The sequence below is a fragment of the Cohnella rhizoplanae genome (assembly GCF_948329515.1).
Classification (GTDB): Bacteria; Bacillota; Bacilli; order Paenibacillales; family Paenibacillaceae; genus Cohnella; species Cohnella rhizoplanae.
The window spans coordinates 20,631-36,287 of record NZ_CAOJCN010000003.1; the positions used below are offsets into that span (position 1 = coordinate 20,631).

At 53.4% G+C, this 15,657-nt stretch carries 10 protein-coding genes and 2 tRNA genes; 9 read left to right on the forward strand and 3 right to left on the reverse strand.

The features are described 5' to 3' along the window. Positions 1–47 precede the first annotated feature (47 nt). Positions 48–135: transfer RNA gene (locus PQG80_RS06940), tRNA-Leu, on the forward strand. A gap of 208 nt (positions 136–343) precedes the next feature. After that, positions 344–431 (forward strand) — tRNA-Leu (locus PQG80_RS06945). A gap of 95 nt (positions 432–526) precedes the next feature. Here PQG80_RS06945 and PQG80_RS06950 read toward each other — a convergent pair. Further along, the gene (locus PQG80_RS06950; RefSeq protein WP_271750527.1) at positions 527–1,411 is read right to left on the reverse strand and encodes a carbohydrate ABC transporter permease; all 885 of its coding nucleotides are present in this window, start codon (positions 1,409–1,411) and stop codon (positions 527–529) included. A gap of 16 nt (positions 1,412–1,427) precedes the next feature. Beyond that, positions 1,428–2,318, reverse strand: a complete 891-nt coding sequence (locus tag PQG80_RS06955; RefSeq protein ID WP_271750528.1) for an ABC transporter permease — start codon at positions 2,316–2,318, stop codon at positions 1,428–1,430. A 145-nt stretch (positions 2,319–2,463) separates the two neighbouring features. On the opposite strand from PQG80_RS06955, the gene PQG80_RS06960 reads away from it, so the two are divergent. The 4 genes from PQG80_RS06960 to hepB all read left to right on the forward strand — a co-directional run bounded on the left by PQG80_RS06960 (position 2,464) and on the right by hepB (position 11,059). Then, entirely contained in the window at positions 2,464–4,185 is a 1,722-nt protein-coding gene (locus tag PQG80_RS06960; RefSeq protein ID WP_271750529.1) for a sensor histidine kinase, read from the forward strand. Positions 4,186–4,205: 20 nt separating this feature from the next. Further along, a complete protein-coding gene (locus PQG80_RS06965; RefSeq protein WP_271750530.1) occupies positions 4,206–5,846 on the forward strand; it encodes a response regulator in 1,641 nt (546 codons plus the stop codon). 170 nt (positions 5,847–6,016) lie between these two features. Further along, positions 6,017–7,750 (forward strand): type 2 periplasmic-binding domain-containing protein, encoded by a 1,734-nt coding sequence (locus tag PQG80_RS06970; protein WP_271750531.1) that lies wholly within the window; start codon positions 6,017–6,019, stop codon positions 7,748–7,750. Between the two features lie 153 nt (positions 7,751–7,903). Then, positions 7,904–11,059 (forward strand): heparin/heparin-sulfate lyase HepB, encoded by a 3,156-nt coding sequence (gene hepB, locus PQG80_RS06975; protein WP_271750533.1) that lies wholly within the window; start codon positions 7,904–7,906, stop codon positions 11,057–11,059. A gap of 139 nt (positions 11,060–11,198) precedes the next feature. On the opposite strand, the gene PQG80_RS06980 is transcribed toward hepB, so the two are convergent. Next, positions 11,199–12,683 carry an alpha-N-arabinofuranosidase gene (locus PQG80_RS06980; RefSeq protein ID WP_271750534.1) on the reverse strand — a complete coding sequence of 495 codons (1,485 nt, stop codon included), beginning with the start codon at positions 12,681–12,683 and terminating at the stop codon, positions 11,199–11,201. A gap of 137 nt (positions 12,684–12,820) precedes the next feature. Between PQG80_RS06980 and PQG80_RS06985 the strand changes: the two genes are divergently transcribed. The 3 genes from PQG80_RS06985 to PQG80_RS06995 all read left to right on the forward strand — a co-directional run bounded on the left by PQG80_RS06985 (position 12,821) and on the right by PQG80_RS06995 (position 15,638). Then, positions 12,821–13,693 carry an AraC family transcriptional regulator gene (locus tag PQG80_RS06985; RefSeq protein WP_271750535.1) on the forward strand — a complete coding sequence of 291 codons (873 nt, stop codon included), beginning with the start codon at positions 12,821–12,823 and terminating at the stop codon, positions 13,691–13,693. A gap of 34 nt (positions 13,694–13,727) precedes the next feature. Next, positions 13,728–14,366 carry a YkoP family protein gene (locus PQG80_RS06990; RefSeq protein ID WP_271750536.1) on the forward strand — a complete coding sequence of 213 codons (639 nt, stop codon included), beginning with the start codon at positions 13,728–13,730 and terminating at the stop codon, positions 14,364–14,366. A gap of 141 nt (positions 14,367–14,507) precedes the next feature. Next, positions 14,508–15,638 (forward strand): GGDEF domain-containing protein, encoded by a 1,131-nt coding sequence (locus PQG80_RS06995; protein WP_271750537.1) that lies wholly within the window; start codon positions 14,508–14,510, stop codon positions 15,636–15,638. Positions 15,639–15,657: the final 19 nt, after the last annotated feature.

A 15,657-nucleotide genomic window follows, 5' to 3' on the forward strand; every position in this document is an offset into this window, starting at 1 on the left:
CTGCGCTCCTTGCGGACAAGCGTTGGAGTTTCCCGGCAAGAGCATTTGCGGTCGTGGCGGAATTGGCAGACGCGCTGGATTCAGGTTCCAGTGGGCTAACCCCCCGTGGAGGTTCGAGTCCTCTCGACCGCACCACCCTTTAGAATGATGAACTCCCTAACGGTCGTTATGACTGTTCGGGAGTTTTTTGCATGATCAGGCATTAGCGAATGGATCACGACGGACGGGTGTCGTCCTAGAGACATCTGCTCCATCAACTTCAAATCGAGACTTTACAATCGAGCCTGCGACCTGTATAATCTAATCTATCGTCTTGAAAAGGCAACTGCTCAAGATTCGATATGCGGTCGTGGCGGAATTGGCAGACGCGCTGGATTCAGGTTCCAGTGGGCTAACCCCCCGTGGAGGTTCGAGTCCTCTCGACCGCACCACCCTACTTATGAACGAGCTCTTGAACTTGTCCTTGCGACAGTTCAAGAGTTTTTTTGTTTGATTTGAATTTGTAAATGTAGTCATTCACCATGGTTTATTCCTTAACCGCCCCAACTACGATACCGTTTATAAAAAAGCGCTGCAGGAAAGGGTAAACAGCCAAGATGGGAAGCGCGCCGATAAAGATTTTAGCGGATTTGATCGTCCGCTCGGAGAAGTTGGCGGCGTCTTCGCCTGTAATCGTGCCCAGGTTGCTCTGTAGCGGCAACGCAATCAAAGCCTGAAGCATCGTGCTCATCGGCCACTTATGCTGCTCTGAAATGTAAATGAGACCGTCAAACCAAGCGTTCCATTGCCCTACCGCAATGAACAATGAAATGGTCGCGATGGCGGGAAGCGAGACGGGAACATAGATGCGGAACAGCGTCGTCAGATGCCCACCCCCGTCCATCAGGCTCGCTTCCTCCAGTTCCCGCGGGATCGTTCGGAAAAAATTGAGCATCAGAATGATGTTCCAGCTGACGACAAGCCCCGGCAGAACGAGCGCCCATATCGAATTCATCAGACCAAGCCTTTGGATAAGAATGTAAGCTGGGATAAGTCCGCCGCTGAACAGCATGGTAAACACGAAATACCAGGCGAAAAACTTACCGCCCTTTAATCCGCCGGAATCGATTTTAGAAAGTGGGTAAGCAGTCAGGACCGTGACGAGCATACCAAGGCTTACGCTCAACACGACCCGAATGGCCGAGATGCCGAATGCGCTGATATAGGCGCTGTTCCCCAGCGTTTGTTTGTACGACTCGAGCGTAAAGCCAACCGGCCACAGCGAAACCATATTCGCTCCTGCCGCCGATGCGGAGCTTAAAGATACGGATAACACATGGATGATCGGAAGCAGGCAAACGAGCGAAGTGACCAGCAGAAAAGTCAGGTTGAATACATAAAACACGCGGTAGGATTTCGTTTTGTGATACATGTACAATCGTTCCCCTCTAGAAAATTCGATAGTTCGCGAGCTTGTAGGCCAGGCGGTATGCGGTGACGATCATCACCAATCCGACAAACGATTTGAACAATCCGACCGCCGTGCCTAAACCGAACTGCCCGCTTAGCACACCGATTCGGTAAACGAAAGTATCGATAATATCGCCCTTGTCATAAACGAGCGGATTATACAAATTGAAAATTTGGTCGAAGCCGGCGTTTAAAATATTACCGAGCGACAAGGTTCCGACGACGGTAATGATCGGAATCATCGAAGGCAGCGTAATATGCAAAGTTTGCTTCCAGCGCGAAGCGCCGTCGACTTCGGCGGCTTCGTACCAGGCGGGGTTGATCCCGGCCAGCGTGGCGAGAAAAACGATCGTCGAGAAGCCGAACTCCTTCCAAGTGTCGCTGGCGACAACGACTGCGCGGAACCAGTTCCCGTCCCCCAAAAACTGGATCGGCCGATCGATGCCGAACACCGGCAAAAGCATGCCATTAATCAAACCCTGCGAGGAAAGCATGTCGAGAAGGATGCCGCCCAGGATGACCCAGGATAAAAAATGCGGCAAATAAACGAGGGTCTGGATCGCACGCTTGAAAAACATTTGACGAACTTCGTTGAGAAGCAGGGCAAATACGATGGGAACGACCAAATTGGAGAGCATCTTCAAACCTGCGATGGCAAAGGTGTTCCCTATGACCTGCAGGCTGTCTTCCCGCTCAAACATTAACCGAAAGTTATCCCAGCCGACCCAGGGCGAGCCCGTAAAGCCGAGCCACGGCTTGAATTTCTGGAAGGCGATGATGAGCCCGCCCATCGGCAAATAGTTAAAAATAAAGGTCAACAGGATCCCGGGGATCAGCATCAGATAGAGAACGGTATTTTTTTTAGCCATCGGTTCAATTCCTCTCTTGCTTTTTATTTTTCTGTATTCTTTTGCCGCTTCCATACAGTAACATGTAGGACACAGCCGATATATAATCCTGTTTTAAGATTCGATATGTTTTCTTAGTGAAAATAAACGGGGGGGATTGGGGATATTGGCGAGGTTCAATCTGCATAACAAAATCAATCTGATTCTGATCTGCATGCTGCTGCCGCTCATCGGATTGAATATTTATTCGTACAGCATCGGAAATTCGGTGTCGCGAAACGAAATCGAGAAATCGGCGCAAACGAACCTTGCGCTGTTGATTCACCAGCTCGATGCGACGACGGAGCAGTTGTCTACGTTCGCGCTTACGCTGAACCGCGACTCGTCCGTCCGCACGTTTATCAACTCCACCTATTTTCAAAATCCGTACGACAAATATTTTATCGTCTCTAATCTGGAGGAAAAATTGAAGCTGTTCAGCTCTTCGATGAACTGGAACAACGCATTCACGGTTTATGCCCCGCGGCTCAAAGAAAAGGTATCTAATAGCGGGTCCGGCCCGTTCGAAGCGGGAACGATCGACAGCCGGCTGGAATCCGATTGGACCTTGCATCCTGCCGACAGCAATTACGGGAACGACAGTTATTTCCTCCGACATTTCAGCGAGCCCTCCATTTCGCCGGGCAATCCGGTTGCTTCTTACCACGTCATTACAGAGGTTTCGTTCGCTTCGAGCAACCTCGTCAAAATGCTGGATCAGTTCAAGAACGGCGACAATATCAACGATCCGCTGCTGTACAGGACGGGATTCCAGCCGATCACCAACGCCTCCCCCGATCAGACTTTGACGAACATTCTGTTATCCGAGATCCATAATCGCAATTTGGAAGCGTCCGGCAGCATGTCGCTGCAAATGAAAGGAAACAAATACTTGGTCAATTACGAACGCTCGGATACGCTCGGCTGGTATTTGATCGACTATGTGCCGCTCGACGAGATCTTGGCGCCGATCAAGAAATCGAGCCAAATCTTTTTCGCGTCCGTCGGCATTCTGGTGCTCATCGGCTTCTCGCTTTCATTCATGATCTACAAAAATGTACAAGCGCCGATTTTGAAGCTTGTAAACGCCGTGAGGTCGATGATGAGAGGAGACTATTCGACGCAAATCCGTTATCGGCCGAATAACGAGTTTCATTTTCTTATTCAGCAGTTCAACGCCATGGCCAAGCAGATCAAGGCGCTGATCGAACAGGAATACGCGTCGAAAATCCGTCTGCAGGAAGCGACGCTGAAGCAGCTGCAGTCGCAGATCGATCCTCACTTTCTGTACAACAGCCTGAACTTCATTCGCAATAGCGTGAAGATGGGCGATGAAGATGCGGCCGTGTCGATGAGCTTGAACCTGGGGGCCTATTATCGCAATGCGACAAGGCTGGAAAAGCCGAATACGCCGCTCTCGGAAGAGATCGCATTGATTCGCAATTATTTAGAGATTCACAAGCTGCGAAAACACGGGATGAGCTATGAAACGGACATGCCCGAACGGATGGAGCGTCTTGAGATTCCCCGGCTGCTTATCCAGCCGGTCGTTGAGAATGCGATCGTGCACGGGATCGACCACTTCACGAAGCCCGGATTGATTCGAATCCGCGGCGAAGAAGGCGAGGATCAATTCCGGATCTGCATCGAAGACAATGGACCGGGAATGCCGAAGCAGCAGATAGAGGCGTTGAACCGGAAAATATCCCGTGCCAACAACGATGAGCAATTGTGCGGATTGTGGAATGTGGCGCAGCGTCTCAAGCTGCAGCACGGCGGCCATGCGGGCGTTCTATGCGAGCATTCGGAGCTCGGCGGTCTTAAGGTCACTCTTCATTGGCCGAAATAAAAGAACGAGGAGAGAGAAGAATGTATAACCTGCTTGTTGTCGATGATGAACGCTTGGTGGCGGACACGCTGGCGGAGACGATCGCATGGTCGTCAGCCGGCATCGGACATATTCACAAGGCTTACTCCGCTATGCAAGCCCTGCAAATTTTGAATATGTACAGCATTGATGTGGTTCTGACGGATATCCGGATGCCGGAGATGAGCGGGCTGGAGCTGATCGAAAAAATACGCAGCTTCAACAAACGGACGAAATGCATCGTGCATACCGGCTATGCGGATTTCGATTATGTCAGACAAGCGATGTCTTCGCAGGTCGTCGAATATTTGCTCAAACCGGCCAGCGACGAGGAAGTGTTCACGGCGGTCCGCCGGATGACGGAGCAGCTGACGGCCGAGTGGTCTCAGATCACATCCTTGCAGCGAGCATCGGCGACGCTTAGGGAGCATACGCCTTTGCTGCGGGCCAAGCTGATGGACGATCTGATGAAAGGGAAAGGATTCAAGGACGAGAATCTGCTGTACAGGCTCGACATGCTTCAATTGCCTTTTCGCAAAGGGGATGAAGTATGGATGATCGTCGTGCGCCGGGAAGAGGATTTTGCGAGCTTGGACATCGAGAGCTACGCCTTGTTCGAATATGCAATCAACAATATCGCCGAGGAAACGATCGGGGAACATTTCGACCTTTGGATCGGTGAAGATGCGTACGATTATCTCGTATTCATGGTCAAGCCGAGCAAACGTAAAGAAGCGCAACGGCAAGCGCTCGGGCAGCAATCGGATGCGGGAACGCAGACGCTTCTCGAGCATATGAGCGTGCAATTTCAGGAGAACGTCAGCAAGTTTTTGCAAGGAAAAATCTCGCTGGTGCTAAGCCAAAAGGGGCAATTCCCCGACGACGTGATGAACTTGTATCAAAATGGCGTGGCGTCGATCCGCAGAGTGGTCGGGAACGATCAGGAAATTTTCCTGTCGTTGTCCGGCACGCCGCAAGACGCGCCCGTTCGATCGCTGAAGGTGCTGTACGAGCAGCCAACCTTGATGCAGCTTCTCGATACGGGGAAGCAGGAGCCGGCGATAAATAAGATCAAAGCCGTCATGGAAGAACTCGAAGGACGCTGGAAGGATTCGCACGAACATCTGATGGAGGTTTTTTTCAGCGTATCCGCCGCTTTTCTGTATGCGGCGCATAAAAACGGAACGCGATTGGACGAGCTGCTACAGGAGGATTATGAGCCTTTTGTTTCAAGAAAGCCTTTTTTGAGCATCAAGCAGCTAAGGGATTGGGCGCTGCAAGTAACGAATACATTTTTTGAAGATTTGAATCGCCATACCAAGGACAACAAGGCCGTCATTATTTCGCAAATTCAGGATTACATCAAGTCATATCTGGCCGAGGACGTGACCCTTCAGACCATCTCGAAGCATATTCATTTGCATCCCGTGTACTTGTCGCAGATCTTCAAATCCGAGACGGGCGAAAATGTAAGCAACTACGTGACCCGGCTGAAAATGGAGAAAGCGGCGTATTTGCTCAAGCATACGACGGATCGCATTTATGAGATCAGTAGCCAGGTCGGGTATATGAATCCCCCGCATTTTATCAAGGTGTTCAAGCGGACATTCGGCGTCACGCCCCAGGAATTCCGTGACGCTTGACCATATTTGCGTACAAAGTCGCCTTTTCGAACGTTGGAGAGGCGACTTTGCGCGATTAAAAGTTGACTAAAATAACATATCGAATCCTAAATTTGCGTTCTGTTTTACGGTTAACGATGTTTGTATGATGATGATGAAAACGAAATCACAATTTGAAGGGGAAGATGTACATGATTCGCAAGAAGCGGAAAGGCTTGCTGCTCTCGGCGGCAATGGTGCTTATGCTGGGCGCGCTTTCGGCGTGTTCGGGAAATAACAACAGCAACAGCAGTTCAGCTGCGTCAAACGAAACTCCCTCCGCAAGCAGCCAGGCGAGCGAGTCGGCTCCGGCCGAGGACAGCGGCCTGGCCAAGGGAAAATTCGATCCGCCGGTGACGATCTCGACGATCGGGTGCATCGACCCGACGGTGCAATACAAGGACGGAGAAACGATCGAAAACAACGTTCATACGAAATGGGCGAAGGATGAGCTGGGCATCGAACTCAAGTACAATTACACGACTGCGGCCGACCAATGCGCGAACAAAATCCGGCTCAGTCTTTCGGCCAACCAGAAGCTCCCCGACGTCATGCTGATTTACGACAAGCAGCTTCTCTCCGAGCTTATCGATTCCGGCAAGCTGATGGATGTGACGGAAGCCTTTAACCAATATGCGTCGGAACAGTTGAAGTCGATCTATAGTCAAGATCCGTCCTACTGGTATCAAGTCGCCAAGGACGGCGGCAACTACGGCATCCCGATCTTGAGCAGTGCCATGGCCTCGGATCCTGTGCTGTGGATGCGCACGGATTGGATGGAGAAGGTCGGCATGCAGGCGCCGACCAATTTCGACGAGCTCGATCAGCTGCTGGAAGCATTGCACAAGCAGGATCCCAAAAATCCGCCGCTTGCGCTCAGCTTGAAAAACGGCTTTGTCACCTGGATGGCGGATGCAAGTTGGATTTTTGGGGGCTACGGCGTCATCCCTACGTATTGGAACAAGTGGCATGGAGACAAGCTGGAATACGGCTCCGTTCAACCGGAAACTAAAGAAGCGCTCGCCAAGCTGCAGGATTGGTTCAAAAAAGGCTACATCTCTTCGGATGCGGGCCTGCTGGATGAAACGAAGGCTTCGGAACTGTTTACTTCGGAAAAATCAGGCATCATCGGCGGACCTTCGTGGATGGGCGGCTGGCCGATCAAAAACGTGCTGCTGGCCAACAAGCCGGATGCCAAAGTCAGACCCTTCCCGATTCCCGCAGGCCCTTCGGGCAAAGCCGGACGTCAAGGAACGAGCCCCACGACAGGCGCGCTGGTCGTGAGCAAGGATTTCCAACACATGGACGCCCTGATGCTCTACCTCAACAAGCTGACCGAATATGCGGATCCAGCGGCGGACAGCAAGTATGCTAACGGATGGGCTGAGGGCTACGACTATGTCTTGAAGGACGGCATGGGCAGCAAAAATATTAAAGACTTCCCGGACGGAAAAATCTACAGCGTCTACAAGTACTTTTTGACCCAGTCCGATATGATCGATCCGCAGCGCGTGCTGGAAATCCGCAAGGGCTTCGTCGACGGCAATAAACCGGAAAAGCCGCTTGAATATCAATACTACAACATTGCCACCGATGAGGAAAAAGCGAATCCGGAGCTGTCGAACAACTGGTACTCGGCCAAGGTGCTGGCGGATCAGAAGGACGCCTCCATCAGCAATTTGTTCATGGGCGCCCAGACGGAAACGATGAAAGAAAAGCAGGAAGCGCTCATCAAGCTTGAAAATGAAACGTTCATCAAGATCGTTTACAATCAGGCGTCCGTCGACGAATTCGATCATTTCGTGAAGAAGTGGAAGGAAATGGGCGGCGACCAAATTACCGCAGAAGTAAATGAATGGTACGCCTCCGCAACCTCCAGCAAGTAAAGATCCTTAATTTGGCAAGATTCAGGTAGGGAGTTACCATCACGTTCCTACCTGAATCGATGCAAATAAATTTGGTAGCGATTGCATTTCGGCATGATGGGTGGATTTATCGGCTAGAAGGAGCAACCAATCGAGGATAAAGGAGAACATGCTATGACCATAACTATCAATGCGCTTCTGAAACGCTTATTGATCGGCATCGTCGCGGCTGCTTCGATCGCTTTCGTCGCACCGGGGGACGGACTGGCAGCTGACCCGTCGGAAACCATTTATACGAATCCTTACACGCCGCCCCCCATTACGCCGCCAGCAGGGGTTCATCCTCGTCTGTTCGTTCGCAGCGGCGACCTCGCGGAAATCAGCTCCAACCTGCACCGCGGCGAGCTTGCGTCGCCGGCAGACGTATGGAATCGCATCGTCAACACAGCGGCGAATACGGCGGCTAATAACGGAAGCCTAGCCGTTCCGCCAGCGGGAGGTACCAACTATAACGATACCATCCTCACCATAATCAAAGACAATGCGATGCTGTATCTGGTCGACGGGAATTTGGCTGCCGGTCAAAAAGCGGTCACTTATATGAACAACTACATGAATACATTCGTTCCGGCCAATCAAGATAGCAGAAATATCGGCAATGTGATTTTGACAGCGGCCATTGTTTATGATTGGTGCTACAATCATAGCGCGCTGACGAGCGCGATCAAATTGGATTGGAGAAAGCGGGTCGTATCATTCGCGGCCAGCATGGAGATCGGGTATCCTCCCACCGGAGAGAGCAGCCTGACCAGTCATGGCAGCGAAGCAGAGTTGCTGCGCGATATGCTTTCGTTTGCAGTAGCCGCCTATGATGAAAATACGAATATTTATGATATCGCCGCAGGAAGATTTTTTCAGGAGTACATTCCGGCACGCAATTATATGTACGCGGCAGAGTATCAACCGCAGGGCGACTCCTATGGAATGTACAGATTTTCATGGGATATGTATGCGGCTTGGCTGTTCAAGAGGATGGGAGCCGGAGATGTTTTTAACGCTCAACAGGCTAAAATGCCTTATCAGTATCTCTATATGCGTCGTCCTGATGGGCAATTGACCCGTGACGGAGATAATTTTGTAGCCACATCGCCAAACTATCCTTACGGCACTTATTGGTCTGACGATATACCCGCTTTGTTTTTGACGGCTCATTATTATCGAGATCCCATTCTTAAAGGCGAGTTTCTGGAAGAATATACGCCGGGCCACGGAAACTATCAGATTGAAGATATTTTCAGAGTTTTGTTCGCCGATCCGGATTTGACCGCTGCCACCAAAGGCGTTTTGCCGCTGACTAAACGGTTTGGAGGAGGGGTTGGTGAAATGATCGCACGAACGGGGTGGGATGCGGACGCTCCGGACGGCGTAAACATGGCTTCCGATACAGTCGTGGCCGAGATGAGAATCGGCGGCATGTATTTTGCCAACCATCAGCATTTGGATGCGGGAAGTTTCGAGATCTATTACAAGGGCGGCCTTGCAATCGATTCGGGTATTTACCAGTCGACGGGCACGTCGGCCAATACGACCTACTTTACGGCTCATGATAAAAACTATCACAAGCGCACTATCGCTCACAACTCGATGCTCGTATATGACCCTGGCGAGCCGACCGTGTCCGGATTTGTAAATGACGGCGGACAGAGACTGCCGAATAACTTGCTAGAACCCAAATCGTTAAACGAATTGCTGAACCCCGCCAAAAGATATGAGGTGGCAAGCGTACTCCAATCAGCCATCGGACCGAATGCGATTGAACCGGATTACAGTTATATCAAGGGGGACATCACCAAAGCTTATTCTTCCAAAGTATCGGACTATAAGCGTTCGATGGTGTTTCTGAACAATAAGAATACGACATACCCGGCATTGATGTTTGTTTATGACAAATTAACGGCATCGAACGCGAGCTTCAAAAAAACATGGCTGCTGCACAGTCAGACGGATCCGAGCATCAGCGGGAATTCGGCAACGATTACGCGAACCGACCATGGCTACAACGGCAAGCTTGTCAATACGACGCTTCTGCCGGCGAGCGCATCCATTACGAAGATTGGCGGATCGGGTTTCGAGCATTACGTGAACGGTACCAACTATTTGGCATTGCCTACCGTCAATTCCACGACCGAAGGAGGGCAATACCGTGTTGAAGTATCTCCGAGTTCCGCAACGAACAATACGGATTACTTCCTGAATGTCGTCCAAGTGATGGGGGCTTCAACGGAACCGGTTACCGCTACCTACATTACGGACAACGCGGTTCTGTCAGCCGCCAAAATGGTAGGCGGGAAGGTTCGGGACAAGGTCGTCCTTTTCGGAAAAGACGGAGATGAAGTGAACAGCTCGTTTACTTTTACTGCTCCGGGTACGGAATCGACGATCAACTACTTGTTGACGGATCTGGCGCCGGGCACATGGACGGTAACGCCATATGGAGGGACTTCGACGGATTATGAGGTGGCTGCAAGCGAAGGCGCCCTCTATTTTAGCGGAGCAGCGGGCACTTACACCATTACCCCCAGTGCATTGACCGTTTCCAGCGATGCAACGTTAAGCGCTTTGAAGGTCGATGGCGTTACGGTGCCGAGCTTCGCAAGCGGAACGCTCACCTACAACCTTACGAGGTCTTCGGGATTGACGTTGCCAGCGGTGTCGGCTACTGCAAACGAGGCCCATGCGACCGTATCGGTCACGCAGGCAGGAGCGGTTCCCGGTTCCGCAACGGTCGTGGTTACCGCACAAGACGGTACGACGATCAACACTTATACCGTGAATTTTTTGCCGGCACCGGTTGTCACCTATACGATTGTTGCCAGCGAAGATTCTTACGTGGATTCGGCCCATCCGACGATAAACTATGACAGCGCTGCCAATACTTTTCTCCAAGTCGCGAGGGATACCAAGGAAACGTGGCTCAAGTTCGATATAACCGGCATTTACGGGACGGTAACGGCAGCCACCTTAAATGTTACGGCTCAATCGCTCTCCGTTCCGATCCAGATGTATGCCTATTCGACCGCGAACGATTCATGGACGGAGTCCGGCATTACTTGGAACAATAAGCCGACATCGGGCAGGACGCTTCAGTCGCCTACCGCCATCCTATCCACGACCATGGCACCTAAGAGCTATAATGTGACCAACTTGGTTCAAAATACGACGGATGGGAAAATAACCTTGATCATGATATGCAATTTAGCCTCGGGTGCGCAAATGTTTTCCAAGGATGCGGCGACCGGTAAGCCTTATTTGCAAATTACGACGAGCTAATTCCATTCGCTTGCAGCGGTTCTATTTTTATCGTGTATCCCTATCTTTCCTTAACTTACTCGTACATCGACAAAAAGGTACAGTCTCTTGGTCCCCTAGAGACTGTACCTTTTGTGTGAGCAGCCAGCTGCCGCAAGGTTCAAGCCTTCGGCTTGAAGCTGATCGTAGCCACCGACGCCGGCGCCAATCGAACTTGATAGCCGCCATCCTGTCCGGCGATCTGAAGCGGCTTCGGCACGACGCGGTCGGGCTCGTCGAACGTATTGTGCGCGCCTATCGCGTCGCCGGCCAATACGTACGCTTCTTCGTGGTACGCGGCATCGGCGCCTCGCAGCTCGAGCTTGACGCTCGCGTCCTCCGACGGATGCATATTGAAGAGGCTGACATGAACGACGCCGTCCTTCTTGGAAGCCGTCGCGCCGACATGCGGCAGCGGCTGTCCGCCTTCGGAGCTGAAGCTGCCGAACTCCCCATGAAGGGCCAGCGCCTCCGCGTCCTGATGGACGGCGTACATTTTAAGCACATGGTACGTCGGCGTACGCAACATCCGGTTTCCCTCGGTCAGCACGACCGCCTGCAGCACGTTGACGAGCTGGGCGATGTTCGCCATCTGGACGCGATGAGCGTGCTTGTGGAAAATATGCAGATGCGCGGCGGCGACGAGCGCGTCCCGCATCGTGTTCTGCTGGTACAAAAATCCGGGATTGGTACCCGGCTCGACGTCGAACCATGTGCCCCATTCGTCGACGATCAGGCTGACGCGCCGCTCCGGATCGTATTGGTCCATGACCGTGCCGTGCCTGGTGAGCAGCTCGTCCATATGAAGCGCTTTGCGCATCGTGATTTCCCAGTCGGACGCTTCAAATTCCGTCGCCGAGCCTTTCTCCTGCCACGTGCCGGGAACCGTATAGTAGTGCAGGCTTAGTCCGTCCATCTGGCCGGCGGCCTTCTTCATCAGCACATCCGTCCACCGATAATCGTCCGAGTTCGCCCCGCCGGCGATTTTGTACAGCTTGTTGTCTCCGTACTGTCTGCAGTATGTCTGGAACTGCCTGTACAGATCGGCATAGAACTCGGGAAGCATGTTGCCGCCGCAGCCCCAGTTTTCGTTGCCGACGCCGAAGTATTTGAGTTTCCAAGGCTTGTCGCGGCCGTTCTGTCTCCGGAGATTGGCGAGCGGCGATTCGCCGTCGAAGGTCATGTACTCGAGCCATTCCGACATTTCCTGGGCCGACCCGCTGCCTACGTTGCCGCAGATATAAGGTTCCGCGCCGATCAGCTCGCACAGCCGGAAAAATTCGTGCGTGCCGAAGTGGTTGTTCTCCACGACGCCGCCCCAATGCGTATTGATCATGCGCTTGCGGGTCTCCCGCGGACCGATGCCGTCTCTCCAATGGTATTCGTCGGCGAAGCAGCCGCCCGGCCAGCGCAGTACCGGAACCTTGAGCTCGCGCAGCGCCTCCAGCACGTCGTTGCGGATACCGTCCGTATTCGGGATCGGCGAATCCTCTCCGACCCACAATCCTTCGTAGATGCATCGGCCGAGATGCTCGGAAAAGTGACCGTAAATATTTTTGTTGATCGTTCCCGTCGTCCAGTCCGTATGCACGATAGCCTTCAGCATGCGAATACCCCTTCCAAAGTAGCTTAATTATAAGCGGTGAACGCGTTTTCAGCTTTATTATAGAGACTTGAGAAGTCTCGAACCATCCATTATAATATCCAAAAAACTAACCGATCGTGCTTTGAGGAGGGAAGGGCTTGCTGGATTTGCTGAGCTGCGGCTATCACCATGTCCATCCGGACGGGATCACCATCGATCGGCCGAAGGGCGCGGGCAACTATGCCTTCGTTTTTTTCAAGAGCCGCGCCGAAGTCATCGTCCGCGGTCGTTCGATGAACGTGGAACCGGGCACCCACATCGTGTTCGGCCCGAATACGCCTCATTTGTACCGGGAGCTCGAGCGTCCGTTCGCGAACGATTGGTTCCACTGCGTAGGCGAAGAGATGGGGGCGCTGATGGCCGAGCTCGAATATCCGTTGGACGAGCCGGTCAAGGCCGTGGACGCCCTGCAGATCTCCCGGGGCGTCATCGAGCTGCGGCGCGTTCAGAGCAACGGCGGACGTCTGGCGGGCAGGATCCTGGACCTGGAGCTTCGCGGCTTCATGATGAAGCTGGCCAATGCGACGAAGGCGGCGCCGCTTCCGGAAAAGGTCAGCGGGTACTACGGCGCGTTCGTCGACCTGAGGAGCTCGCTGTTCAATGCGCCGCATGAGCGGACGTCCGTCGAGGAACTGGCTTCCCGGGTCAACTTGAGCAAATCGTATTTTCAGCACTCGTACAAGCAGTTTTTCGGCGTGCCGGTCATGACGGACATGATCGCGGCCCGGCTGGAATACGCGAAGTATTTGTTGAAGAACAGCAGGCTGTCCGTGGCCGAAGTGGCGAGTCTATGCGGCTACGATAACGATACCCACTTTATGCGCCAGTTTAAAAAGTACGTCCGCGTCACGCCCAAGCGATATCGCGATGCCGGCGCTCCCGACCGGGGTCCAGTGCAGATCACGACTTTAGAAGGGCAACCGTTCACGACGCAAGACGATGGGAGAGACTCCCTGCCGCGGCTACAATGAAAGAGACATAGCCAACGTTTAGGGAGGAATCGGGATGATCGGCAGTACGCGGATCGAGGCGACCGCCCCCGTCGGGAGGGCTGAAGCGGGCGCGCGGTTTACGGTTCGGCAAAAGGCATGGCTGCTGTGGGAGCGGATCGTCTGGATCGGCATGGAATGGCGCAGCGAGGGCAAGCTCGATTACGGCATATGCAAGCTGCTGATCAAACGCCATGCGGGCGAGCCGATCGTATGCGCGGACGGCACGCGGATCGAGGCCGGCGACCGGATCGGAGAGCTTCACCTGGATAACCGGCGGATGCTGGAGCTGTCCGGGGAGGTCGGCGCGGACCGGGCCGCGCTGAAGACGGCGCGGCTGGCCCGCGCTTCGCTGCGCCGGATCGCCGAGGCGATGGAGAGCGATCCGAGACTCGGCAGGGTGAAGGGACTGCTCGGGACGACGCTGCTGCACCGCGGGCTCGTGCATGGACTGGGCTTCGAGCTCCGGCCGATGCCGTCCCGCAGGATGGAAAGGTGGACGGCTGCCTATCTGCAGACGCTGCTCCGCTTCCTCCATCCGGCAGGAAGCCTCCGCATGCGAGGCGGCAAGGCCAAGCTCGTGCCGATGCGGCTGATTCATTCGCGGCAGTCTCTGCAGCGCTCGATGGGCGGCATCAAGCCTGCCGTTTCATAGATTTTAGCCTGGCGGCGCGAGCGGGGCCGCCGGGCCTTTTTGGCACAAATAATTTGGATTCGACGGAAGGGAGTGCAGGAAAAATGTCGAAGTATGTAGAGTTCATACTGAAGCAACTAGACCCGGTAAGCGTGGTGTAAAATGACGAACAAGAATAACCGGTTTTTCTCCAATCCTTCCTTCGCGGCCATCGAGAAGCAGCGGCAGGTTCAGTACGTGCGGTGGTTTATTTGGACCTACTGGTTCGTGATCGGCGCGCATTTCCTTGCCCAGCTTTTTTCGTTTCTTTTCCTCCCCTACGATGCGAGCGCGAACTATTTCTATTTGCACGTTCTGCTCTACCCCTCGCTGCTCATGTGCGGCGTCACGGCGGGCGCCCATCTCATTCTCTTCAAAGCCGAACGCTTTTCGTTTTATTCGATTTTCGCGGCGGGCACGGTTATCGCGATGGTCATCATCCATTTGAATATGGACATACGGATTATCGCCGCGGTCATGCTGCTGCCGATCTTTGCCTCCACGCTGTTTTTCAGATTGAATTTAACCTGGTTTACGGCCCTGCTTCAAATCATCGGCTTTATCGCCCTGTACGTATGGGATTTCTGGTTTCGTTCGTTTATAAGCGATTTCGATCTGATCGCGATTCTTTTGTTTTTCGTGCTTAGCACGGTCGCGGCGAGCTTCATCATCGTGGGCGGACGCGATCTGGTCTACGATCTCGAAGCGGCTATGAGCGCCCGGCAGCAGCTGTTGGTGGAAAATACGGTCATGTCGCAGCGGTCCAAGACGGACGCCCTGACGAACCTGTACAACCATATGTCCTTTCACGAGTTTTACGACAAAGCGATGGAGTTCGCGGACCGGGGTGCGCCGTTTCATCTGGCTTTGATCGATATCGACAATTTTAAGTCGATCAACGATACGTTCGGCCATCGCGTGGGCGATTCCGTCCTCGCCGCCGTCGCCCGCGTCATCAAGGACCGGATATCGCCTGCGGATATCGCGTCCCGCTACGGCGGCGAGGAGTTCGCGCTGCTGCTGTTCGAGCAGTCCTTCGACGAGGCCTACGCGCTGGTGGAGCGGATCCGCGCGGAGCTTGCCAAGACGACGCATCCGGAGCTTGAAGGCAGAGCCGTCACGGTCAGCGCCGGCTTGAAGAACTATTCGAACGCGATGTCCAAGGAGCGGCTGTTCGAAGAAGCGGATGCGCTGCTGTACGAAGCCAAAAGGACCGGCAAGAATAAGGTCGCGTCCGATGCGATCGCGGTTTGACTGCATCCGCGCCACTCCT